The following is a 22,462-nucleotide window of genomic DNA, read 5'->3' on the forward strand; positions in this document are numbered from 1 at the left end:
CCCACTTCGCCCCCGTCCCCGCCACCCGGTATGCCGCCGCTGTTCGACTGGGAGTTCGCGGCCGACCCGTATCCCGCCTACGCCTGGCTGCGCGAGCACGCGCCGGTGCGGAAGACGGAGCTGCCCAGCGGGGTGGAGGCGTGGCTGGTCACGCGGTACGCGGATGCCCGGCAGGCGCTGGCCGACCCGCGGCTGAGCAAGAACCCGCACCACCACAGCGAACAGGGCGCCCACGGCAAGGGCAAGGTCGGCATTCCGGGCGAGCGCGGCGCCAATTTGATGACGCACCTGCTCAACATCGACCCGCCCGACCACACCCGTCTGCGCCGCCTGGTCTCCAAGGCGTTCACCCCGCGCCGGGTGGCGGCCTTCGAGCCGCGCGTACGGGAGTTGGCCGACAGCCTCATCGACGGCTTCGCGGCGCGCGGTGAGGCCGACCTCATCCACGAGTTCGCCTTCCCGCTGCCGATCTACGCCATTTGCGACATGCTCGGCGTACCGCGCGAGGACCAGGAGGACTTCCGGGCCTGGGCGGGAATGATGATCCACCAGCCCGGCAGTCCGCGCGGCGGCGTCGGGCGCGCGGTCAAGCGGATGCGCCGCTATCTCGCCGAGCTGATCCACCGTAAGCGGGCCGAGCTGGCGGCCGGAGGCGAGGCCGACGACCTCATCTCCGGCCTCATCCGCGCCTCCGACCACGGCGAGCACCTCACCGAGCACCTCACCGAGAACGAAGTCGCGGCGATGGCCTTCATCCTGCTGTTCGCCGGCTTCGAGACCACCGTCAACCTCATCGGGAACGGCACGTACGCGCTGCTGCGCCACCCCGCCCAGCGCGTGGTCCTCCAGCGCGCGGTCGCCGAGGGGGACACGGCGCTGCTGGAGGCCGCCGTCGAGGAACTGCTGCGCTACGACGGCCCGGTGGAGCTGGCGACCTGGCGCTTCGCGACCCGCCCGCTGACGATCGGCGGCCAGGCGGTCGCGGAGGGTGACCCGGTGCTGGTCGTGCTCGCCGCGGCCGACCGCGACCCGGAGAAGTTCGAGGCGCCCGACACCCTCGACCTCACCCGCCGTGACAATCAGCACTTGGGATACGGGCACGGCATCCACTACTGTCTCGGCGCGCCGCTCGCCCGGCTGGAGGGGCGTACGGCACTGACCGTGTTGCTGGGCCGCCTCCCCGACCTGCGGCTGGCGGCCGATCCCGCCGAACTGCGGTGGCGCGGCGGCCTCATCATGCGCGGACTGCGCACGCTGCCTGTGGAGTTCACGCCGGGAAAAGGGTGACACGTCGTCACATGTGTGACCGGGACGTGATGTCCGTGACATTGGCTTGTGATGATCGCGATTCGCGGCTACGTTCGGTCGCCAACTTCGCTTTTCCCTATTCGCTTGTCCCTACGAGAGGTCCACCATGCGCTCCGGGAACGGTCGGCATCGCCGCCCCCGCCAGGCCCCCGCTCTTTTCGTCGCCGCGGGGGTGACCGGCGCGGGTATCGCCATTCCGCTGCTGGGCGCCACCGGCGCACACGCCGCCGACGCCACGGTCTGGGACAAGGTCGCCCAGTGCGAGAGCGTCGGCGTATGGAACGCGAAGGGAGCGGGCGGACACTACGGCGGGCTCCAGCTGACCCAGGAGATGTGGAAGAAGTACGGCGGCACCGCGTACGCCGAGCGGCCCGACCTGGCCAGCCGCAGCCAGCAGATAGCCGTCGGCGAGGAGATCCTCGCGGCGCAGGGTGTCGAGGCGTTCTCCGACTGCGGGGAGAGCGCGGGGCTCGGTGACGCGAAGGGCGATCCCGACGTCGACCCCGGGGACGAGCCCGGCTCCGGCCGCAGCGGCGGCTACCCCGCGCCGGCGCCCTCGCCGTCGGACGACCAGTCCGACGACGACTCCTCCGACAAGGGCGACGACGACTCTGCCGGCAAGGGCTCCTCCGACCGCGAGGACTCCCCCTCGAAGAAGCCGGGCGACGCCCCCTCGGACAAGCTGCCGTCCGACCCCTCCGAGGGCCCCGTGAAGCCGGAGAACCCCGACGAGGCCCCGAAGCCGTCCGACTCCGCGAAGCCGTCCGAGCCGGGCAAGGGCAAGCACCGTGGCGAGCCGGGCGACCGGGCCCCGCACGGCGAGCGCCCCTCCGACGGCGAGCGCCCGTCCCGAGGCGGCGACCGCGAACGCGGCACCACCGCCAAGCACCGCGTCCAGCCCGGCGACTCCCTCTCCCAGATCGCCGCCGACGAGGACGTCCGCGGCGGCTGGCCGGAGCTGTACGAACGCAACAAGGACGAGGTGGGCACCAACCCGGACCTCATCCACCCCGGCCAAGACCTCCGCCTCTGACGTACTCCTCGCTTCGCGGGGCGAAGTGGGCTCGCGTCGGCTCCACGTCGGCGCGGCGGCCTTCCGGGCCAACAGGCCGAAGCAGCCGACGACTTCGCGCCGCTACCACGCGAGGCGGGCCGGCGGGCACCCTCTCCGTGATGACTTCTTGATCGTTCTGTCGGCCGATGTTCGCGCAACCGGTGGGTAACAGGGTGGGGGATGCGGGTGATCAAGGTTCCAGGGCAGCAACGGAGCCTGCGAAGAACCACCCGCGCCCAGATCGATGACCTTCAGGGGAGTGTTCCAATGAGCAAGTTCACGGGGAAAGCGCTCGCGGTAGCCGGGGCGGGGATAGCACTGGCGGCGGTACTGTCGCCGGTGGCCCACGCGGAAGGCCACGCGCCGGTCGCCAAGGCGGGCCTCACCGAGTTGCAGGCGTTCGAGCCGGCTCCCGTCTACAAGGGGGCCAGCTCCTCCTCCGAGAGGGCGGGCACCGTCCAGCGGGGCGAGACCGTCAAGGTCTTCTGCTACCTCCACACCTCGGGCGGCAACTGGTACTCCATCCAGGACGTCGGCGGCGCGCTGTGGACGCACTCGAGCCACTACTCGTCCTCGGGTGCCATCAAGAAGTGCTGACCACCTGATCAGTGACCTCTGGCGGCCCCGTCGCTTCCCTCACGGGCAGCGGCGGGGCCGCTCGGCGCTCCGCACACCCCGCCGAGGGCGCCCGCCGGAGCGGCGGGAAGAGGGGCGTCCGGGGGTGCCGGAGAGCCGGTGCGGAGGAGGGGCGGCACAGGGGCGGGATCATCGCGCGGGAGCGCTCATCGTGCGCCGGGGCATGGGTGCGGGGGGCGGACGGTTAGGCTCGGGTCCGAGAAAGCCGTCCCATACGAAGGAGAACCTCGTGCCGTCCATCGACGTCGTCGTAGCCCGCGAGATCCTCGACTCGCGAGGCAACCCCACGGTCGAGGTCGAGGTCGGCCTCGACGACGGCAGCACCGGCCGTGCTGCCGTACCGTCCGGCGCCTCCACCGGCGCCTTCGAAGCCCTCGAACTGCGCGACGGCGACGCCGCGCGCTACGGCGGCAAGGGCGTGGAGAAGGCCGTCCTCGCCGTCATCGAGCAGGTCGGCCCGGAGCTGGTCGGCTACGACGCCACCGAGCAGCGTCTGATCGACCAGGCGATGTTCGACCTGGACGCGACCGCCGACAAGTCCTCGCTCGGCGCCAACGCCATTCTCGGCGTCTCCCTGGCCGTCGCGCACGCCGCCTCCGAGGCGTCCGACCTGCCGCTCTTCCGCTACCTCGGCGGTCCGAACGCGCACCAGCTGCCGGTGCCGATGATGAACATCCTGAACGGCGGCTCGCACGCCGACTCGAATGTGGACATCCAGGAGTTCATGATCGCGCCGATCGGCGCCGAGTCGTTCTCCGAGGCCCTGCGCTGGGGCGCGGAGGTCTACCACGCGCTCAAGGGCGTCCTCAAGGAGCGCGGCCTGGCCACCGGCCTGGGCGACGAGGGCGGCTTCGCTCCGAACCTCGGCTCCAACCGTGAGGCCCTCGACCTGATCATCGAGGCCATCCAGAAGGCCGGCTACACGGCCGGCCAGGACATCGCGCTGGCCCTGGACGTGGCCGCGTCCGAGTTCTACGAGGACGGCGTCTACGCGTTCGAGGGCCAGAAGCGCTCGGCCGCCGAGATGACCGAGTACTACGAGCAGCTCGTCGCTGACTACCCGCTGGTCTCCATCGAGGACCCGCTGTTCGAGGACGACTGGGCGGGCTGGAAGACCATCACCGACAAGCTGGGCGACAAGGTGCAGCTCGTCGGCGACGACCTGTTCGTCACCAACCCGGAGCGGCTGGCCCGCGGCATCGAGGAGGGCGCGGCCAACGCGCTGCTCGTCAAGGTCAACCAGATCGGCTCGCTGACCGAGACCCTCGACGCCGTCGAGCTGGCCCAGCGCAACGGCTTCAAGTGCATGATGTCCCACCGCTCCGGTGAGACCGAGGACGTGACGATCGCGGACCTGGCCGTAGCGGTCAACTGCGGCCAGATCAAGTCGGGCGCCCCGGCCCGCTCGGAGCGCGTGGCGAAGTACAACCAGCTGCTGCGTATCGAGGAGATCCTGGACGACGCGGCGGTCTACGCCGGCCGCTCGGCCTTCCCGCGCTACAAGCGCTGACCACCCCGTCCGGTGGTGCCGTACTCCCCGACGTCCCCGACGTTCCGGGCGGGTCCGGCACCGCCGTACGGCACGGCGCACCCAGCGCCCACAGCGCACCAGGCGCACACCGCATCCGGCGCACACCGCACCAAGCGCAACCGCAGGCCGGCAGGCTCACCCGGGCAGGGAGAACAATGGGAGCGGACCGGGACCGTTTCTCCACGTCGACACGGCTCAAAGCGCTGAGCGCCCAGGCCGCCGAGCGCGTGTACCGCGCGCAGGGCTGGGGGTACCGCCCGGCCGAAGGCTGGGGGCGCGTTCGCGCCCCGCGCAAGGGCCGGCTCACGGGCAGGGCCGCGCTGCTCGCGCTCGTGCTGTGCTCCCTCGTGGTGGCGCTGGCGTATCCCACGCGGCAGTACGTCACCCAGCGCTCGGAGATCGCCGACCAGCGCCGTCAGGCCGAGCGGGCGCGCGCCGAGGTGCACAAGCTGCGCGAGCTGCGGGCGCGCTGGCAGGATCCCGCGTACGTCGAGCAGCAGGCGCGCGAGCACCTGCACTTCGTACGGCCGGACGAGACGGGGTACACGATGCGGGACGGCACCGCGGACGCGCGCAGGCCCGTCGACCAGGGGCCCGCCAACCGTGCCTGGTACGAGAACATGTGGGACGGCGTCGACACCGCCGACCAGGCATCAGCCTCCACCCGCTGACGCCCCCACCCGCTGACGCCCCGAACCGCCTGCCGCCCTCCACCCGCCGATGCCCGGGGCCCGACCGGACTCCGGCCCGACCGGACTCCCGCGCCCGCCGCGGGTCTTCCTACGAACCAGAAGCGACGAGCACCCGTACTCATGGACACTCCACCGCCACAGACCGAGCCGACTCCGCCGACGGAGGCGGACATCCGCGCCTTCCAGCAGCAGCTGGGACGCCCCCCGCGCGGCCTGCGCGCCATCGCGCACCGTTGCCCGTGCGGGCTGCCCGACGTGGTGGAGACCGCGCCCCGGCTGGAGGACGGCACACCGTTCCCCACCACGTACTACCTGACCTGCCCGCGCGCCGCCTCCGCGATCGGCACGCTGGAGGCGGGCGGCGTGATGAAGGAGATGACGGCCCGCCTCCAGGAGGACGAGGAGCTGGCCGCCGCCTACCGCAGGGCGCACGAGGACTACCTCGCGCGCCGCGACGCCATCGAGGAGCTGGTCGGCTTCCCCAGCGCGGGCGGCATGCCCGACCGCGTCAAGTGTCTGCATGTGCTGGTCGCGCACTCGCTGGTCGCCGGTCCCGGCGTCAACCCGCTGGGCGACGAGGCGTTGGCGCTGCTGCCCGAGTGGTGGCGCAAGGGCCCGTGCGTGGACGTGAACGCGAACGAGGACACGAAGGGCGTGGAGGCATGACGGCACAGCGCGTCGCGGCGGTCGACTGCGGCACCAACTCGATCCGCCTGCTGGTGGCGGATGTGGACCCGGAGACGGGGGACCTCCACGAGCTGGACCGCCGGATGAAGATCGTCCGCCTGGGCCAGGACGTGGACCGCACGGGACGGCTGGCGCCGGAGGCGCTGGAGCGGACGTTCGCCGCGTGCCGCGAGTACGCCTCGGTGGTACGGGAGTTCGGCGTACCGCCCGAGCGCGTCCGCTTCGTGGCGACGTCGGCCTCGCGGGACGCGGACAACCGCGAGGAGTTCGTACGCGGCGTCGTGGACATCCTCGGTGTCGAACCCGAGGTGATCACGGGCGACCAGGAGGCGGAGTTCTCCTTCACGGGCGCCACCAAGGAGCTGAGCCCCGGCGACTTCGCTCCGCCGTATCTGGTGGTCGACCTCGGCGGCGGCTCGACCGAGTTCGTTCTGGGCGCGGAGGAGGTGGAGGCTGCCCGCAGCGTCGACATCGGTTGCGTACGGCTCACCGAGCGCCACTTCGTCGAGGACGGCGCGATCATCGCCACCCCGGACCGCGCCAGGACGGAGGCGCTGCGCGCCGATGTGGATGCCGCCCTCGACGAGGTCGAACGCGCGGTCCCCCTCGCTCGCGCCCGCACCCTGGTCGGCCTGGCAGGAACGGTCACGACGCTGGGCGCCCTCGCGCTGGAGCTGGAGACCTATGACCCGGCCCGCACCCACCACACCCGTGTCTCCCTCACCCAGGTCCGCGACCTCACCACCCGCCTCGTGTCCGCCACCCACGACGAGCGCGCGGCGCTCCCCGCCATGCACGAGGGCCGCGTCGACGTCATCAGCGCCGGCGCGCTGGTCCTCCTCGCCGTCATGGAACGCACCGGCGCCCAGGAGGTGGTCGTGAGCGAACACGACATCCTCGACGGCATCGCTTTCAGTTGCGCCTCAGCGGGGCGTTGAGCCTGACCAGGAAGAGCGAGGGTGCCCCCGGCGGTTCGTCGTCGGGGGCGCTGTCGTACGTGGCCAGTGTTGGCCAGTGCACAGCGGGCACGACCCGTAGGACGGGGCAGGTCATGGCAGCGGCAGGCGCCACGCCATTCACCGCGGGCCGTCACCCGCGCGGCCCTACCATCGGAAGCGAAGCCACCACGCCGGAAACCCGCTGAGGTGTACACGTGAGCAACTGGGCTGATCTGACGACTGGCAGCGCATCAAGGCCCTTCGGGGCTCCGATCTCACACAGCAGGGCCTGGCCGAAGCGGCGGGCGTCTCGTACGCGCTCATTCAGAAGGCCGAGGAGGACCGCGGCCAGTTGTGCGTGGGCTCCCTGCTCAAGCTCGCAGCGGCGCTCCGTACCGATGTGAGCGTGATCCTGGGCCGGCAGGCGCCGCGTCGCGGCATGAGCAGGGACACCCGGATTGCTGTCCGACGGCTTTCCGACGCGGTACACGACAGTGCGCTTGGCGGGTGGGAAGGCGTTGAGGACCCGAGTTCGCCCGGCGAACTGTCGAGGGCTCATGACGGCGCGTGAGTGTTCTGCCTATGGCGGGTCACGGTGCCAACTCCTGAAGCACAGTGCTGGGTTCGGTGAACTGTCTTTCGGTAAGGTGGCATGTCCTTCCGTGGTGCCGGGATTTGCTCATGCGATCGGGGGAACGTGTGGTGTCGTTGGTCGGGGAGAGAGCCGCGACGCGTGCCGGAACCGGGGACTCCGGTGCGCTGCTGGGTGAGTTCCGGCGCACGGCGGTGCTCGTGCCCAGGATGGGCGAGGACCAGCTGCTGACGCGGAGCTTCGGCGGGGGTGCGCTGGATCCTCGCGTTCACGGACGAGGCGGCGCTGGCGCGGTTCGCCCGCCAGAGCGGGGGCGCACCGGACGAGCCGTGGAGTTCCTGACCGGGATGGAGATGGGGCACGGTGGTCTGGCGGGCGACTTCGAGGACTTCAGCGAGAAGTGGGAGTGGGGCGTACGTGCCCTGGTGCAGAACGCCAACGGGCTGGCCGAGCGGCTCGGGCTGTCGGCGGGCATGGCGCACGAGGAGGACCAGTACGCCGCGGGGACGGTGAAGGTGGCCCTGAACTCCGTCTCGTACACCGGCAACCCGCACGCCACCGAAGAAGAGGTCGCCGAGCAGGGTTACGGCGACATCATGATGCCGGACGCGCCGGACTGGAGCGGGGAGTCCTGGGACAAGGCGGGCGACCAGATGTCCCAGGACTGGAAGGACACCGGCCGGGAGCTGACCACCGAGGGCCGCGGCGGTATGTACATGGACATGGCCCAGGACGCCACCGGTTTCAGCGACGAGCAGGTCGAGGCCGCGCAGGACCGGGCCTTCGGCCCGTCACCGGAGGAGCGGGCGGCAGCGGCGCAGCAAAGCGGAGACAACGGGGGGCAGGGCTGATGGGCATCGGCGATTTCATACCGGACCCCCTTGAGGACGCGGCCGAAAAGGTCACCGAAGGCGCAGGCAACGTCGTCGAAGGCACGGGCAACTTCACCGCCGACCGTTTGGACGACGTCGGCTGGGAGAGCGGCGGCACATGGGTACGGGGCAACTCCCGCTCACTCGCCAACCAGCTTGGCGCCGAGACCGACGAGTTCCAGCTGGACGAGACCGACGAGCCCACGAAGCTGGTCTACGGCAGCCCCAGCAAGATCCGCTCGACGGCGAAGCACCTTACCGACTTCAAGAAGGCGTTCAACAACGTCGCCAACGGGCTGAAGCGTCTGGACAAGGGGAATCTGAAGGGGAAGGCAGCCGACGCCTTCTGGGAGAAGGTCGGCCTGGAGCCGGCCAAGTGGGTCAAGGCCGCCGGCGCCTGCGAAAAGGCTGCCGATGCGCTGGAGAACTTCGCGGGGACCGTCGAATGGGCCCAGGGCCAGGCCCGCGAGGCGGTCACGAAGTACAAGGACGACAAGAAGAAGGAGGCCGAGGAGCAGCTGTCCGAGGCCCGCTCCCAGCGCGACACAGCCGCCGGCATCGCCCAGACCGCAGTCAAGGCCGCGCGTGACGCGGCCCCGCCCAAGCCTGACTACTGGGACCAGGCCGGCGACGGACTGAAGGGACTCCAACTCGACGCCACCCACGTCACCGGAGGTGTCATCAAGGGCGTCGCTGGGCTCAACAACTTCGTCCGGGGCATCAACCCCCTCGACCCGTACAACATCACCCACCCCGCCGAGTACGTCACCAACCTCAACTCCACCGTCACCGGAATCGTCCGCGTCGCCAACGACCCCGTCGGCACCGGCAAACAAATGTGGGACACCTTTCAGAAGGATCCCTCAGAAGGCGTCGGCCGCCTCCTCCCGGAACTGATCGGCACCAAGGGCATCGGCCTGGCGACGAAGGCGGGCCGGGCGGGGAAGCTGGCGAAGGAGACGGCGGAAGCGCGCAGGCTGCTCGACGAGAAGGGGCCGGGCCAGGCCGCCAGGCAGGGCGACGAGATCCCCTACGGCCGGACCGACCCGGTCGACCTCGCCACGGGCAGGATGTACCTTCCGCAGACCGATCTGTCCCTGCCCGGCTCCCTGCCGCTGACGTTCACCCGCCGCGTCGAGTCCGGCTACCGGCTCGGCCGCTGGTTCGGCCCCTCGTGGTCGTCGACGGTGGACCAGCGGCTGGGGGTCGACCCGGAGGGCGTCGTCTTCATCGCCGAGGACGGCCGCCTGCTGTCGTACCCGCACCCGGCCCCCGGCGTGCCCACCCTCCCGTCGGCGGGCTCGGCCCGCATGCCGCTGGAGCGCACCCCGGACGGCGGCTACACGCTGACGGACCCGGTGTCGGGGCGGGTGCGGCACTTCGCTCCCCCGCAGGGCGGCGCTTCCGAGGACGGGATTGCCCGGCTCGAACAGATTACGGACCGCAGCGGCCACAGCATCACGTTCGAGTACGACGAGCAGTCGGGCGCGCCCACGCGCTTGGTCCACAGCGGCGGCTATGTGGTGAAGCTGACCGTCGAGGACGACCGCGTCACGGCACTGACCCTCGCGGGAGCCGACGCCGACCGGACGGTGCTGCGCTACGGCTACACGGAAGGCAACCTGACGGAGGTCACCAACTCCTCCGGCCTGCCGTTACGCTTCGAGTACGACGACGAGAACCGCGTCATCTCCTGGACCGACACCAACGACAGCCGTTTCGACTACGTCTACGACGACCGGGGCCGGGTCATCGCCGAAGGCGGCGCCGGCGGGCACTTCCAGCTCCGCCTGTCCTACGACGACATCGATCAGGTCACTGGCCGCAACGTCACGACGCTGACCACCGCGGACGGCCACGTCACCCGCCACCAGTTCGACGACTCCGCCCGGATTGTCGCCATCACCGACTCCCTGGGCCATACCACCCGCACTGAATACGACGACAGCCATCAGGTCACGGCGGTCGTCGACCCGCTGGGGCGTACGACCCGCTACACCTACGACGAGCAGGGCCGATGCATCGCAGTGACGCGGCCCGATGGACGGCAGACACGCGCTGAGTACAACGAGCTCGGCCTGCCCGTCGAATTCGTCGCGGCCGACGGCGCCCGCTGGCGGCAGGAATTCGACGAACGCGGCCTGCGCACAACCGTGACCGACCCGGCAGGCCGGATCACCAGCTACGGCTACGACGCTGCCGGCCATCTGGCGTCGAAAGCCGACACGTTGGGAAACACGACGACGGTGCGCTGCAACGCCGCAGGGCTGCCGGTCGAGATCACCGACCCCCTGGGCGCGGTGACCTGCCACGAGCGCGACCCCTTCGGCCGGGTGGTGGCCACCACGGACCCCTCGGGTGCGGCCACCCGCCTGGAATGGACAGCCGAAGGCAAACTCGCCCGACGCGTCGCACCGGACGGTGCCACCACGTCCTGGACGTACGACGGCGAAGGCAACTGCCTCACGCAGGCGGACGCGACCGGCGCGGTGACCCGCTACGAGTACACGCACTTCGACCTCATCGCAGCGCGCGTCGAGCCCGACGGCACCCGCTACGAGTTCGAACACGATCGAGAGCTGCGTCTGACCCAGGTCACCGGCCCGACCGGGCTCACGTGGGACTACACCTACGACGCAGCTGGGCGGCTGGTGGCGGAGTCGGACTTCGACGGCCGCGAGGCGACCTACCGGCTGGATGCGGTCGGCCGGCTGGCCGAGAGGGTGACGCCGCTGGGCGAGGTGGTCGCTTTCGAGCGGGACGAGCTGGGCCGGGTGACGGCCAAGGACGCCGCCGGCCAGATCACCCGGTTCGACTACGACCCAGCGGGACGGCTGCTGTCGGCGACCGGCCCGGATGCCGAGCTGATCTACCAGCGCGACAGACTCGGCCGTATCAAGACCGAGATGGTCAACGGCCGCGTGACCACCTTCACCTACGACGCGCTGGGCCGACGCACCCGCCGGGTCACGCCGACCGGGGCAGTGACCACCTACGGCTACGACGCAGCGGGCTACCGCAGCAACCTGACCACAGCAGGCCGCCACCTGACCTTCACCCGGGACATGGCGGGACGCGAAACCTCCCGCCGCATCGGTGACACGCTGGAGATCTCGGCGGAGAGGGACGCGTCAGGCCGGCTGTCGGCTCAGACTCTGACCGCCGGCCCTGAAGCCCGCCTGTTGCAGCAGCGCCGCTACCACTACCGCGAGGACGGCTACCTCACCGGCCTGGACGATCATCTCAACGGCGCGTACCGCTTCGACCTCGATCCGGTGGGCCGGGTGACACAGGTTTCGGCGCACGAATGGAGCGAGTCGTACGCGTACGACGAACTCGGCAACCAGGTTTCGGCTCACTGGCCGCAACCGTTCCCGTCGGAGTTGGAGGGCGAACGTGGGTATGCCGGCACGCGCATCCAGCGCGCCGGTGCCGCGCGTTACGAGCACGACCGGGCAGGCCGCCTGGTCGTTCGCAGGCACAAGCGCCTGTCCAGGCGCCCGGACATCTGGCACTTCGCCCACGACGCGGAAGACCACCTGACAGGGGTCACGACCCCGGACGGCACCCGGTGGCGATACCGCTACGATCCGCTGGGCCGCCGCATTGCCAAGGAACGCCTGACGAAGGACTGTGAAAGGCTGGCGGAGCGGGTGGAATTCACCTGGGACGGGCCTCTCCTCATCGAACAGACCGCCACCGGTGACGCACTGCCCCAACCGGTGGCCACCACCTGGGACCACGACGGCCTGAGTCCCCTGTCGCAGACCGAGCGGATACTCGACAGCGTCACTCGGACGGAGACGGACGCCCGCTTCTACGCCATCGTCACCGACCTCGTCGGCACGCCACGCGAACTGGTCACCCCCGAGGGCGAGATAGCGTGGCGCACGCGGATCACCCTGTGGGGCAACACGGCGACTCACCGCTCCAGCATCGCATCCACGCCGCTGCGCTTTCCCGGCCAATATCACGATCCCGAAACCGGCCTGCACTACAATTTCCACCGGTATTACGATCCCGACACCGCCCGGTACACTACCCCCGACCCCCTGGGGCTCGCCCCGGCGCCCAACCCTGATACTTACGTCAACAACCCGCACATCTGGGCTGACCCGTATGGCCTTGCACCGGACTATCCGCCCCGCAGAGAGGCGGCCTCGGCAAGTGACATAACCGGAGACCCCGACGTCAACTACATTTATCGCGGAGTCTCGACAGAGCATCCGGGTTACGCGGACGCTCTCGAAGGCGCAGCACACCCCCGTGGCGGACCCGCAGGAATTGTTGAGCATCACGGCGGTAATACACGAAGTGAGTACACTTCGTGGGATACCAGTCGAGAAACGGCGATGCGATATGCGCGGGGAGCTTCTGAAGGTCGCAATGACCTCGGAGGGGTCGTTCTCCAACGCGCGCTTCCCCTTGGGCAACCTCTTCATCCTACCTGGCTCTACCTTGATGACGTTTTTGAAGTCAGTGAGCATTTGGTCGAGGGACCGGTTTCCGGGGCGACTGTGTGGCATGTCCCACCCCCGGGGTGAGCGAGGAAAGAGGGAGTTCTGCAGTGGTGACCCGAGCCAATCGAAGTATTCTTCTCAGCGATGCCTTGCAGCTGTGCACGCAACTGGCCGAGGCTAACTGGGAGTCGGCCGGTATTGCCATTGACGCACTCGGTGTCGGCAGCGACATGATTCCGGTCTCCGAAGCTGAGGCAAACTACCTGGCTGGAATCTATGAGGCCAAGTTTCAGGGGCTTGAGGATGCCGCCGGCCAGACCCTTGATTCCGATCGGTTCTTTCCCGTTCTGCGGAGCGTTGGCCGACGACAGGTCTCGTTCTTTGTCACGCGGACATCCGGCTGGGAGTGTCTCGTTGTGATCGAGAGCGACCTGCGTGCTCCCCTGGCGGTTCTCGGATGGAAACGCAAGACGAATGTGCTGACTGTGCACATTGGCGATTTCGAAGTCGCAATGCAGAAGTATGACGAGAGGGCTCGCCTCGAATTCTCTCGGTCACTTCGGGGCAGCAGGCCGGCGGATTCTGCGATCGCTCCGTCCTCGACAAGTATGCGATGGCTCACGGAAGTCAGGCGGACGGGTGCGGAGGGTGTCATCGAGTCACTGCTGGTCGGTGGCTCCTACATGCCCGGAGAGCTCGGTCCTCTGGAATTCAAAGTGCCCTATCAGGAGCCCGAGGAACAGCAGCCTGAAGAACACACGGCCGACGCCAGTTGCCTCAGCCTGTTTGACCAGACTCAACTCGCCGTCGGGCTCTCCCCGAGCGGCGCCGACAGCGCTATGGAAAGCTTGCTGAGGGAGCCGCCGCGAGTCCCTTCTGGCCTGGTGCAATTGGACAGTTTCGCCAGCATCCCTGCTGCGCCACTCCCGACATCAATTTCTCGTGCAGTCAATTGTTGGGGTGTCGTGATTACTGCAGTGCACGATGGTGCACTGATCGAGGCGCAACTGCGTCAGCTCATGCGCGGCTGGGTTGGCTGAGAACCTCTGGTGCCGCGCGGTGTGTTCGACAAAACGGTCCCTGCCCAAGTGTTGTCCCTTAAATGATCTACGGCGTGTTCGCTGGCCTGCTTGTTCCTTCGCTACCCGGCATGGGTGAGGTTGTGCAAGGCGGGCGATACCGAGCGTGGCGTGGTGAACGCCGTCGCCTTTCAGCCGGCAGTCGCGGAGGCTCTTCCAGGTCTTCATGCGGGCGAAGGCGTGCTCGACGCGGGCGCGGACCTTGCGGTGGGAGGTGTTGTGTTCCTCTTTCCAGGCGGGGAGCTCGGCCTGGCCGCGCTCGCGTCGGTGCGGGATGACCACTCCGATGCCGGGCGGCGTCGCCATGGGCCCGTTCGTCGCCTCGTCCGCGTTCATGCGCCCGCGCGACCAGCGCGACCGGTTCCCGGCGACGAGGACGTTCCCGGGCGCGGCCGACTGGCCGGGCGAGGGGGAGCGGCGCACGACGCGGCTCTCGCCCGACGACGTGGGCGACTGGCATCACATGTTCACGCTCGGCGTGCGGGTGCCCGACCTGTTCTGCCGCGTCGAGTGGGGCAAGGAGGGTGCCTATCGACTGTGGCTGGAGATGTCGGGGCGGTCGTGGGCGACGGCGGACCAGGAGAAGGGCCGCACCGAGTACGAGGTCGTCGAGTCCGGACCGCGCCGGCTGTGGGCCGAGGCGGAGGCCGTCATGACCTGGTGGCGCGAGCAGGGCGAACCGCGGTTCGACCGGTACGGGCTGACGGTGGCGCTGCGGGGTTGGGGACGCCTCCCGGCCGGAAGCCGGGGGAGGGTGTGGCTGGACCACCCGGACAACCCGGTACCCGTACGGGTGCCGTAGGACTCCGTCACGTCCCGTACCCCTGGTGCGGCAAAGGAGCGGGCGATGCCGTCGAGCAGATCTGTCGATGGGTTCACGAAGGTGGCCCGCTGCCTATCCTGATCGGATGCCTCACCAACGAACCGCGATTCCTGCCGAGTTGAAGCGATCGGGGGCTCAGGCCCAAGGAAGCAGACAGGGTGACGGGGACTGGGCGGGTTCGCATTTATGAAGGTATGTGGTGGACCGTCTCGAACCTTCTCGACGACGGGCTGATCGAGGCCAATACGACAACGCCCTTATTTCCTCCGAAAATGAGGGCGCTCCACTTCATGGTTCCGCCTGTTCCAGCTTGATGGCGCGGACGCGGCAGCATCTGGGAGCCTTCCAACCGCAGGCTGCATTCTCGCCGCAGCCCCTGCGGTTCGGTGCTCGACGACAGACAGGTTCGAATTTTGGGCAAGCGTGCGGCCGATTGTCGGCGTAGGTGCCTGACGGGCTGAAAGGGGCCCACCGAGCGCTTGATACAGATTCCATTGATCCCTTGTGATTACGCCTTTGAATGTCACGGCGGTGAACGTTTCGGCAACGAACTCGTTTGGATTTCTCGCACCATATTCGCTCACCTCGCCAGCGGTGCGCTCGTACTGTCGAGCGAGTCTGGTGTGAAATAGGTCGCTGTAGGACTCCGGGGCCTGCGCGAAGTGCAGACAGTGACCGATCTCGTGCACTATGGGTGCGGATGCATTTTTGAGTCTCAACGCCACCGAATCGGGCGCGTTCGGCGGTATAAACGTACGGAGAAGTTCGGGAGAAAGCATGATCCTGTTCGGGGCGTAAAATTCCGCGAGTGAATTCCATGAATTATCCACTTTCAGGCTGGGGAGATGAATGCCCCTGGTGTACTTAGGGAGGTAAAATTGCATGGGTGAGGGAATTTTGAAACCTGCATCGTGCACACGGGATACCGCGTCCGTAATCTGCATGACGCGCTGCTCCTGTAGGTTGGCCGGCTCGGCGGGGTCGGCGTATATCTCTACCTGTGTAGCGCCGATATTCATCGATATCTTGACGGCCATCCGAGGGTCCGAATTGGTGTCGTAAGGATTGTTCTTGTCGGATCGCGCAAGAAACGACCGGATTTCTGGAAATTCGTCACCCAGTGCTGCGGCGTGCGGCCTATGGCTGCCCTCTTCGTCAAAAACTCCCCCTTGTTGTTGGATGTTTTCCATGTGTTCGGAAAATAAAACATCAGCTTGCTCCACCCCAATTCTTTTTGCGTGCTTCAGAGTGCCGTCCTGGTGTCGACTGTGTAGATATGCCCGAGATATTGGGCGCTGGAGATCGAGTCGTCTTGGGGTTTTCCGGGTCGCGTACGGTGCGAGGTCAGGGCTTATGGTCTCGAACGACCTGACTTGCTCTGGCGTTAGCATAGAGTTCCCCAAGCCGGTGATATTGACATTCCTGGAGTATCCTAGGTCGCTACTCCGGCCGTCAGTACTACATTTGCGGGATTCGGCATAGTCACTGCCTGCTTTATGAGTGTTTGCCTGAGATCCCGGCTTGTTGTTGACCGAGGGGCGTTTTCGGGCCGTGCTGCTGCGCGGTGATCTCGGTCTGGGACACGGGCAGGGCTTGCGGGGACTGTGGCCGGGGGTGGTGGTGCGGTCGACGTTGGGCGGGTCCCGGTCGCCCGGATGACCGGGCCGGCCCGGTACGGGCCGGCCTCGAAGGCGCCGACGCTGAAGCGGTTGGAGGTCACGAGGCAGACCGCCACCCTTCTGGCGGCCGTGCGGCACCTTGAGACCGCGACGGTGGACGACGCGCTCGATCTGCCGCACGCGCTGATGGCCACCAAGTTGCTGGCGAAGGCCGAGCGGATGGGCAACGACGCCAAGCTCAAGGCCCTGCCGCAGCTGAGGAAGGCGGCGAAGAAGGTCGCCGCGGCGGTCGACGCGCTGATGACGACCACGCCGGCGACCGAGTCAGGCGAGATGGTCTCAGTCGTGGACGCGGGTCGGCGATCGAGGAGGTCGTTCCGCGCGAGCAGCTGGCCGCGGCGCTTGCCGCCATCGCCTCGGTGGTCCCGGACACTGACGGGGACGACGACGCGGAGTGGCGGGCCGAACTGGTCGCCCGCTACGGCACGGTGCGCAGCTTCATCCGCCTTCTGGCCGAGGTCATCGACTTCGGCGCGGTCGAGGCCGCGCTCCGGTCGTGAAGGCGCTGGGGCAGTTGCCGGACCTGATCGGCCGGAAGATGGTCGGCGCTGAAGAGGTCTCCACGGAGCTGGTGACCGGTTCGTGGCAGCGGCCGGTGTTCGCCAACCCCAACCTGCCGCACGGCCTGGTCGACAAGGCCGTGTACTCGTTCTGCGTCCTGGAGCAGCTGCACCGCTCGCTGCGTCGGCCCGATGTGTTCGCCAGGGACGCCGACCGCTGGGGCGACCCCTGGGCGAAGCTGCTGGCCGGGGAGAAGTGGACGGCCGCCGAGCCGAAGGTGCCCGCTCGATGACGGGCGTTCAGGGGGCAGGAGCCGACCGGGCCGAGCTCTGCGGGTGTGGATTCACTCCTGTTCAGGGGCCGAAAGCTCTGAGGGTCGCGTCGACAAGTGAGTCGGCGTACGCGGCGGTCAGCGGACCACTGCGGTGCAGCCACCGTCGGAAGAGGGGGGCGTAGAGCACTTCGAGGACCAGGTCGAGGTCGGCGTCGGGGCCGAGCTGGCCGGCTTCCTGGGCGCTGCGCAAGCGTGCCTTCTTCGCTTCTTCCAGCGGCTGAGCCAGCTTCTCGCGGTACTCGGCCGCCAGCGCGGCATCGTTGGCGATCTCGGTGTTGAGGGCCCGGATCAGCCTGTCGAAGGACGGGTCGGCGAACTCCTCCGCCGTGGCACGCATAACAAGCTTGAGGTCTGCCCGAAGGTCGCCGGTGTCCGGCAGCGCGACCGACTGCCCGTCCGCATCCTCACTCAGAGCCAGAAGGGCGGCGAAGACGACCGCGCTCTTCGACGGCCACCGCCGATAGATCGTCTGCTTGCCGACGCCGGCACGGGCAGCGATGGCTTCGACAGTGACCTTCTCGTACGCCTCCTCTGCGACCAGGGCGCGGGTAGCCGCGAAGATCGCCTGCCGCGACCGTTCCTTGCGCCGGGAGTGGTCCGGCCCCTTCTCGTTGGACATGCGTTCAGCCTACCCCTAAACGAAACGAGACGAACCGTATTGACGGACTTCGAGCGATGCCCTAGATTCGAAGCGAATCGAGACGAATCGTTTTGTTTACTGAGAGTGAGGCGTCGTGACGAATCCAAGAGTCTGGCTCATCACCGGTGCATCCCGCGGCTTGGGCAGAGCTTTCGCCGAGGCCGCCTTGGCGGGCGGCGACCGGGTAGTGGCCGCCGCCCGCAACGTCGGGCCCTTGGCGGAACTGGCCGAGAAGTACCCCGACCACCTGCTCCCGCTTTCGCTGGATGTCGCCGACCGTCAGGGCGTGTTCGACGGAGTGGAGCGGGCGGCAGCTGCGTTCGGCGGACTGGACGTTGTCGTCAACAACGCAGGCGGAATGCTCTACGGCATGGTGGAGGAAGCCACGGAGGAACAGATCCGAGCGCATATGGATGTGAACTTCTTCGGCGCTGTGTGGGTGGCCCAGGCGGTCCTTCCTCACTTGCGCGCCCAAGGCGGGGGACGGCTCCTCCAGGTCACCTCGATGGGCAGCGGCGGCGGCATGGCCACCGTCGGCCTCTACGGCGCAGGCAAGGCCGCGCTGGACTCGGTCAGCGAGGCACTGGCGATGGAGGTCGAAGGGTTCGGCGTCAAGGTCACCAACGTGCAGATGGGCGGCTACAACACCGGCCTGTTCACCGCCGGCATCGCGACCACCGAACCCCTGGAGCAGTATCAGCCCCTGCGCACCGAGATGGAGGCGATGTGGGGCGACGCGGTCGGCCCGGAGCCGGAAACCGCTGCCCCGGTCATCATGGAGCTGGCCGCATTGCCGGACCCGCCCCGACGGCTGATAGTCGGCAGCCAGTCCTTTGACCAGGTCTTGGAGATGGACCGGGCCCGAGCGGATCTGTACCGGTCCTGGGAGCGCCTTAGCCGTATCGCCCCTGGCTGACCGGGTCCCGCGCCACGACATTCCCGTCCCCGTCCCGCTGTACAGCCGTCACGCTTGTGGCGACGGTCGTCGTCCCCCGTCAGCTCCTGGACGACACGGACCCGGTCGGCGGGCGGGAGGCTCGCCGTGACCTTCGCGGCGACCTCGTCCTCGCGGGCCGGATCGGTGACGGCCCCGCCCCTTCTCCCTCCACCGTCACCGCTTCCGGGCGCGCGGACGGGGACACCGGGGGCCCGTGGTGAGGTGAGGGCGCGACGCTCTCACTTGAGCATCGGGTCTCTCTCCTGATAGGTCTTAGGGCGGTCTCCAGGGCTCCTCCCGCAGGGTCTCCCGAAGAGTTTTGTGAAACTCTTCACATGAGAAAGTGCCCGGTGAGGGCTGTTTTCCGGGGTGGAATGAAGAGTTCCGGGGGGCGGGGCCACGATGTGGACCCTCAGCGGTCCGTTACGAGCCTGTCACTCCTAGGTGAACGGCCGAATGGTTCATCCGCGAGGCCGACGATCTCCGCAGCTCATGAGGCGCGTCAACGGCTCGGAGGCGGCAGTGGTTCCGTGACACTCCTGTGGGGTCGATCACGGGGCGGCGGAGTGTAGCAGAGGGTCGGGCAGTGCTTGTGAAGGCCCTCACGAAGTCACCCCCACCACTGGGTGGATACTCGATTTCATGAGCACCACGGAGCGTCCCCGAATCCTCGTAGTGGGTGGCGGGTACGTCGGTCTGTACGCAGCGCGGCGCATTCTGAAGAAGATGCGCTACGGCGAGGCGACCGTGACGGTCGTCGACCCCCGCTCGTACATGACGTACCAGCCCTTCCTGCCCGAAGCCGCCGCCGGCAACATCTCCCCTCGCCACGTCGTGGTCCCTCTGCGACGTGTGCTCCCCAAGGCCGAGGTTCTGACCGGCCGCGTCACCACCATCGACCAGGACCGCAAGGTCGCCTCGATCACGCCGCTGGTCGGCGAGGCGTACGAGCTGCCCTTCGACTACCTGGTCATCGCGATGGGCGCGGTCTCCCGTACCTTCCCCGTGCCGGGTCTCGCGGAGAACGGCATCGGCATGAAGGGCGTGGAAGAGGCGATCGGCCTGCGCAACCACGTACTTGAGCAGCTCGACAAGGCGGACTCCACGCACGACGAGGACGTTCGGCGCAAGGCCCTCACCTTCGTCTTCATCGGCGGCGGCTTCGCCGGTGCCGAGACGATCGGCGAGGTCGAGGACATGGCGCGCGACGCCGCCAAGTACTACCCGAACGTGAAGCGCGAGGACATGCGCTTCGTGCTCGTCGACGCGGCCCCCGGAATCCTTCCCGAGGTCGGCCCCAAGCTCGGCGAGTGGGGTCTTGAGCACCTCAAGAAGCGCGGTATCGAGGTCTACCTCGGCACCTCCATGGACTCCTGCGTCGATGGCCACGTGGTCCTCAAGAACGGGTTGGAGGTCGACTCCAGCACCATCGTGTGGACCGCCGGCGTCAAGCCCAACCCGGTGCTGGCCCGCTTCGGCCTGCCGCTGGGCCCCAAGGGCCATGTCGACGTGGACGCCTCGATGCAGATCAAGGGCCTCGACTACGCCTGGGCCGCCGGCGACAACGCGCAGGTCCCGGACCTGGCCGCCGGCAAGGAGGGCGCGTTCTGCCCGCCCAACGCCCAGCACGCGCTGCGCCAGTCCAAGGTGCTCGGCGACAACGTCATCTCCGGCATGCGCGGCTTCCCGCAGGGCAAGTACAAGCACGCCAACAAGGGCGCCGTCGCGGGTCTCGGCCTGCACAAGGGCGTCGCGATGATCGTCTTCGGCAAGACGAAGATCAAGCTCAAGGGCCGGCTCGCCTGGTACTTCCACCGTGCGTACCACGGCATGGCGGTGCCGACCTGGAACCGCAAGATCCGGGTCTTCGCCGACTGGACGCTCGGCATGTTCCTCAAGCGTGAGGTCGTCTCGCTGGGCGCCATGGAGCGCCCGCGCGGCGAGTTCTACGAGGCCGCGGCGCCGGTGACGGCAGCCGCAGCCGTCAAGGCGGAGGCGCAGTCCGAGCCCGCCCCCGGCGGAAAGCGCGAGGACCAGGCGCAGACCGCCGACAGTGCGCCGGACAGCCGGGTCGACACGGCCGACAGCGCCGACCGGGCCGACAGCAAGGGGGAGAAGGCCGCCGCCTCCTGAGTCGCGTCCTTCCCCGTACGCCTTGAAGGGGCGTGAGCCATCCGTGGGGCTCACGCCCCTTCGGCATGCCCGGCGCCGAACGCGGATCCTGATTTTTGGGCACAGTGGGCATACAACACCCCCGCACCGTGTTACGTGTAGGGGGAATCCACCCCTTCATTTCACGGAGGTGTGCTCAATGGCCGGTGCAGCGCAACGGATCGTCGCGCTCGCGGAAAAGGCGCTGGGGGCCCCGCTCCCGGTCAGGATCCGTACCTGGGACCGCAGCGAAGCGGGGCCGCCCGGCGCCCCGGTGCTGGTCATCCGCAACCGCAGGGCACTGCGCCGCGTCCTGTGGCGGCCGGGCGAGCTGGGGCTGGCCCGCGCCTGGGTCGCCGGTGACCTGGACATAGAGGGCGACCTCTACGCGGCTCTCGACCTGCTCGCCGAGCTGATCTGGGAGAAGGGCGACGACAGACAGCCGGCCCGCTCGGCCCTGGCCCTCGCCCGCGACCCGGACGTGCGCGAGGCGGCCCTGGAACTGGTGAAGCTGGCGGGCCCCGGGCTGCCGCCCGCGCCACCCGCCGAGGAGGCCCGCCGCCGCACCGGACTGCGCCACACCCTGCGCCGGGACCGCAAGGCCATCAGTCACCACTACGACGTCGGCAACGACTTCTACGAGCTCGTGCTCGGCCCCAGCATGGTCTACTCCTGCGCCTACTGGCAGCCGGACGGGACCCTGGAGGAGGCCCAGCGCGACAAGCTCGACCTCATCTGCCGCAAGCTCGGCCTGCGCGAGGGCGGGCGGCTGCTGGACGTCGGCGGCGGCTGGGGCTCGCTGGTGCTGCACGCGGCGCGCGAATACGGCGTCCACGCCGTGGCGGTCACCCTCTCCCGCGAGCAGGCCGCCTACGGGCGCAAGCGGGTCGCGGAGGAGGGGCTGACCGACCGGATCGAGATCCGCGTCCAGGACTACCGCGAGGTCGACGACGGTCCGTACGACGCGATCTCCTCGGTCGGCATGGCCGAGCACGTCGGCTCGGCCCGCTACCGCGAGTACGCCGATGACCTGTACGCCCTCCTCAAGCCCGGCGGGCGGCTGCTCAACCACCAGATCGCCCGCCGCCCGCTGAGCGACGAAGAGGCCTACGAGGTCGACGAGTTCATCGACGCCTATGTCTTCCCCGACGGCGAACTGGCGCCGGTGGGGCGTACCGCCGGGCAGCTGGAGGAGGCGGGCTTCGAGGTGCGCGACGTGGAGGCCCTGCGCGAGCACTACGCGCTGACGCTGCGGGCCTGGGTCGCCAACCTGGAGTCCGACTTCGCCCGCGCGGCCCGGCTCACCTCCCCGGGCCGCGCCCGTATCTGGCGCCTGTACATGGCCGCCTCGGCGCTCGCCTTCGAGCGCAACCGCATCGGCGTCAACCAGATCCTCGCGGTCAAGACACCCGAAGGCGGCGCCTCGGGGCTGCCGCTGCGGTCCCGCGAGTGGACGGCGGACCGGAAGCGGAAGTGACACGAGGGCCCCGCCTCCCTGTCGCAGGGGGGCGGGGCCCTCGACGTGCCGGACGGAGCAGCCCGGACGAG

19 protein-coding genes and 2 pseudogenes are annotated in these 22,462 nt (G+C 68.7%); 18 read left to right on the forward strand and 3 right to left on the reverse strand.

The features are described 5' to 3' along the window. Positions 1-30: 30 nt before the first annotated feature. From OHB04_RS24955 to OHB04_RS25005, 11 genes and pseudogenes are all read left to right on the forward strand, one after another. Entirely contained in the window at positions 31-1,287 is a 1,257-nt protein-coding gene (locus OHB04_RS24955; protein WP_326809516.1) for a cytochrome P450 family protein, read from the forward strand. Between the two features lie 127 nt (positions 1,288-1,414). Further along, a complete protein-coding gene (locus OHB04_RS24960; protein WP_326808357.1) occupies positions 1,415-2,341 on the forward strand; it encodes a transglycosylase family protein in 927 nt (308 codons plus the stop codon). A 288-nt stretch (positions 2,342-2,629) separates the two neighbouring features. Further along, positions 2,630-2,959 (forward strand): SH3 domain-containing protein, encoded by a 330-nt coding sequence (locus OHB04_RS24965; RefSeq protein WP_326689888.1) that lies wholly within the window; start codon positions 2,630-2,632, stop codon positions 2,957-2,959. Between the two features lie 268 nt (positions 2,960-3,227). After that, the gene (gene eno, locus OHB04_RS24970; RefSeq protein ID WP_326689889.1) at positions 3,228-4,508 is read left to right on the forward strand and encodes a phosphopyruvate hydratase; all 1,281 of its coding nucleotides are present in this window, start codon (positions 3,228-3,230) and stop codon (positions 4,506-4,508) included. A gap of 176 nt (positions 4,509-4,684) precedes the next feature. Beyond that, positions 4,685-5,200, forward strand: a complete 516-nt coding sequence (locus tag OHB04_RS24975; RefSeq protein ID WP_326689890.1) for an FtsB family cell division protein — start codon at positions 4,685-4,687, stop codon at positions 5,198-5,200. 141 nt (positions 5,201-5,341) lie between these two features. After that, positions 5,342-5,887 carry a DUF501 domain-containing protein gene (locus tag OHB04_RS24980; protein WP_326689891.1) on the forward strand — a complete coding sequence of 182 codons (546 nt, stop codon included), beginning with the start codon at positions 5,342-5,344 and terminating at the stop codon, positions 5,885-5,887. Then, positions 5,884-6,846, forward strand: a complete 963-nt coding sequence (locus OHB04_RS24985) for a Ppx/GppA phosphatase family protein (protein WP_326808358.1) — start codon at positions 5,884-5,886, stop codon at positions 6,844-6,846. The genes OHB04_RS24980 and OHB04_RS24985 overlap by 4 nt, the downstream gene beginning before the upstream one ends. A 215-nt stretch (positions 6,847-7,061) precedes the next feature. Beyond that, a pseudogene (locus tag OHB04_RS24990) lies at positions 7,062-7,408 on the forward strand (helix-turn-helix domain-containing protein); the annotation flags it as partial. A 359-nt stretch (positions 7,409-7,767) separates the two neighbouring features. Then, on the forward strand, positions 7,768-8,289 hold the full coding sequence (locus OHB04_RS24995; protein ID WP_326808359.1) for a hypothetical protein: 522 nt from the start codon (positions 7,768-7,770) through the stop codon (positions 8,287-8,289). Further along, positions 8,289-12,854 (forward strand): putative T7SS-secreted protein, encoded by a 4,566-nt coding sequence (locus OHB04_RS25000; RefSeq protein ID WP_326808360.1) that lies wholly within the window; start codon positions 8,289-8,291, stop codon positions 12,852-12,854. The genes OHB04_RS24995 and OHB04_RS25000 overlap by 1 nt, the downstream gene beginning before the upstream one ends. Positions 12,855-12,877: 23 nt before the next feature. Beyond that, the gene (locus OHB04_RS25005) at positions 12,878-13,810 is read left to right on the forward strand and encodes a hypothetical protein (protein WP_326808361.1); all 933 of its coding nucleotides are present in this window, start codon (positions 12,878-12,880) and stop codon (positions 13,808-13,810) included. 101 nt (positions 13,811-13,911) lie between these two features. Here OHB04_RS25005 and OHB04_RS25010 read toward each other — a convergent pair. Beyond that, positions 13,912-14,143: pseudogene (locus tag OHB04_RS25010) on the reverse strand (transposase); the annotation flags it as partial. Between OHB04_RS25010 and OHB04_RS25015 the strand changes: the two are divergent. Beyond that, complete coding sequence (locus OHB04_RS25015; protein ID WP_326809616.1) at positions 14,124-14,651, forward strand: hypothetical protein; 528 nt, start codon at positions 14,124-14,126, stop codon at positions 14,649-14,651. The pseudogene OHB04_RS25010 and the gene OHB04_RS25015 overlap by 20 nt on opposite strands. A 278-nt stretch (positions 14,652-14,929) precedes the next feature. Here the strand turns inward: OHB04_RS25015 and OHB04_RS25020 are convergent, their stop codons facing one another. After that, complete coding sequence (locus OHB04_RS25020; protein ID WP_326808362.1) at positions 14,930-15,895, reverse strand: hypothetical protein; 966 nt, start codon at positions 15,893-15,895, stop codon at positions 14,930-14,932. Positions 15,896-16,710: 815 nt separating this feature from the next. Here OHB04_RS25020 and OHB04_RS25025 point away from each other — a divergent pair. Next, the gene (locus OHB04_RS25025) at positions 16,711-16,851 is read left to right on the forward strand and encodes a hypothetical protein (protein WP_326689897.1); all 141 of its coding nucleotides are present in this window, start codon (positions 16,711-16,713) and stop codon (positions 16,849-16,851) included. Continuing rightward, complete coding sequence (locus OHB04_RS25030) at positions 16,848-17,144, forward strand: hypothetical protein (protein ID WP_326808363.1); 297 nt, start codon at positions 16,848-16,850, stop codon at positions 17,142-17,144. Before OHB04_RS25025 ends, OHB04_RS25030 begins: the two co-directional genes overlap by 4 nt. A gap of 61 nt (positions 17,145-17,205) precedes the next feature. Here the strand turns inward: OHB04_RS25030 and OHB04_RS25035 are convergent, their stop codons facing one another. After that, entirely contained in the window at positions 17,206-17,805 is a 600-nt protein-coding gene (locus OHB04_RS25035; protein ID WP_326689899.1) for a TetR/AcrR family transcriptional regulator, read from the reverse strand. Positions 17,806-17,920: 115 nt separating this feature from the next. On the opposite strand from OHB04_RS25035, the gene OHB04_RS25040 reads away from it, so the two are divergent. The 4 genes from OHB04_RS25040 to OHB04_RS25055 all read left to right on the forward strand — a co-directional run bounded on the left by OHB04_RS25040 (position 17,921) and on the right by OHB04_RS25055 (position 22,391). After that, positions 17,921-18,742: an SDR family NAD(P)-dependent oxidoreductase gene (locus tag OHB04_RS25040; protein ID WP_326808364.1), complete on the forward strand. Its 822-nt coding sequence runs from the start codon at positions 17,921-17,923 to the stop codon at positions 18,740-18,742. A 56-nt stretch (positions 18,743-18,798) separates the two neighbouring features. After that, on the forward strand, positions 18,799-18,984 hold the full coding sequence (locus tag OHB04_RS25045; RefSeq protein ID WP_326689901.1) for a hypothetical protein: 186 nt from the start codon (positions 18,799-18,801) through the stop codon (positions 18,982-18,984). A gap of 421 nt (positions 18,985-19,405) precedes the next feature. After that, entirely contained in the window at positions 19,406-20,896 is a 1,491-nt protein-coding gene (locus OHB04_RS25050) for an NAD(P)/FAD-dependent oxidoreductase (RefSeq protein WP_326689902.1), read from the forward strand. A gap of 178 nt (positions 20,897-21,074) precedes the next feature. Continuing rightward, positions 21,075-22,391, forward strand: a complete 1,317-nt coding sequence (locus OHB04_RS25055) for a cyclopropane-fatty-acyl-phospholipid synthase family protein (RefSeq protein ID WP_326808365.1) — start codon at positions 21,075-21,077, stop codon at positions 22,389-22,391. Positions 22,392-22,462: the final 71 nt, after the last annotated feature.

This window comes from Streptomyces sp. NBC_01775, from assembly GCF_035917675.1.
In the GTDB taxonomy this organism is placed as follows: domain Bacteria; phylum Actinomycetota; class Actinomycetes; order Streptomycetales; family Streptomycetaceae; genus Streptomyces.

What these genes read in the sequence shown, in the direction of transcription:
- OHB04_RS24960 (WP_326808357.1), top strand. Translation starts at nt 1,415, where the DNA reads ATGCGCTCCGGGAACGGTCGGCATCGCCGCCCCCGCCAGGCCCCCGCT.
- OHB04_RS24955 (WP_326809516.1), top strand. Translation starts at nt 31, where the DNA reads ATGCCGCCGCTGTTCGACTGGGAGTTCGCGGCCGACCCGTATCCCGCC.
- OHB04_RS25015 (WP_326809616.1), top strand. Translation starts at nt 14,124, where the DNA reads ATGACCACTCCGATGCCGGGCGGCGTCGCCATGGGCCCGTTCGTCGCC.
- OHB04_RS24985 (WP_326808358.1), top strand. Translation starts at nt 5,884, where the DNA reads ATGACGGCACAGCGCGTCGCGGCGGTCGACTGCGGCACCAACTCGATC.
- OHB04_RS24975 (WP_326689890.1), top strand. Translation starts at nt 4,685, where the DNA reads ATGGGAGCGGACCGGGACCGTTTCTCCACGTCGACACGGCTCAAAGCG.
- OHB04_RS25035 (WP_326689899.1), bottom strand. Translation starts at nt 17,805, where the DNA reads ATGTCCAACGAGAAGGGGCCGGACCACTCCCGGCGCAAGGAACGGTCG.
- OHB04_RS25055 (WP_326808365.1), top strand. Translation starts at nt 21,075, where the DNA reads ATGGCCGGTGCAGCGCAACGGATCGTCGCGCTCGCGGAAAAGGCGCTG.
- OHB04_RS24980 (WP_326689891.1), top strand. Translation starts at nt 5,342, where the DNA reads ATGGACACTCCACCGCCACAGACCGAGCCGACTCCGCCGACGGAGGCG.
- OHB04_RS24965 (WP_326689888.1), top strand. Translation starts at nt 2,630, where the DNA reads ATGAGCAAGTTCACGGGGAAAGCGCTCGCGGTAGCCGGGGCGGGGATA.
- OHB04_RS25000 (WP_326808360.1), top strand. Translation starts at nt 8,289, where the DNA reads ATGGGCATCGGCGATTTCATACCGGACCCCCTTGAGGACGCGGCCGAA.
- OHB04_RS25050 (WP_326689902.1), top strand. Translation starts at nt 19,406, where the DNA reads ATGAGCACCACGGAGCGTCCCCGAATCCTCGTAGTGGGTGGCGGGTAC.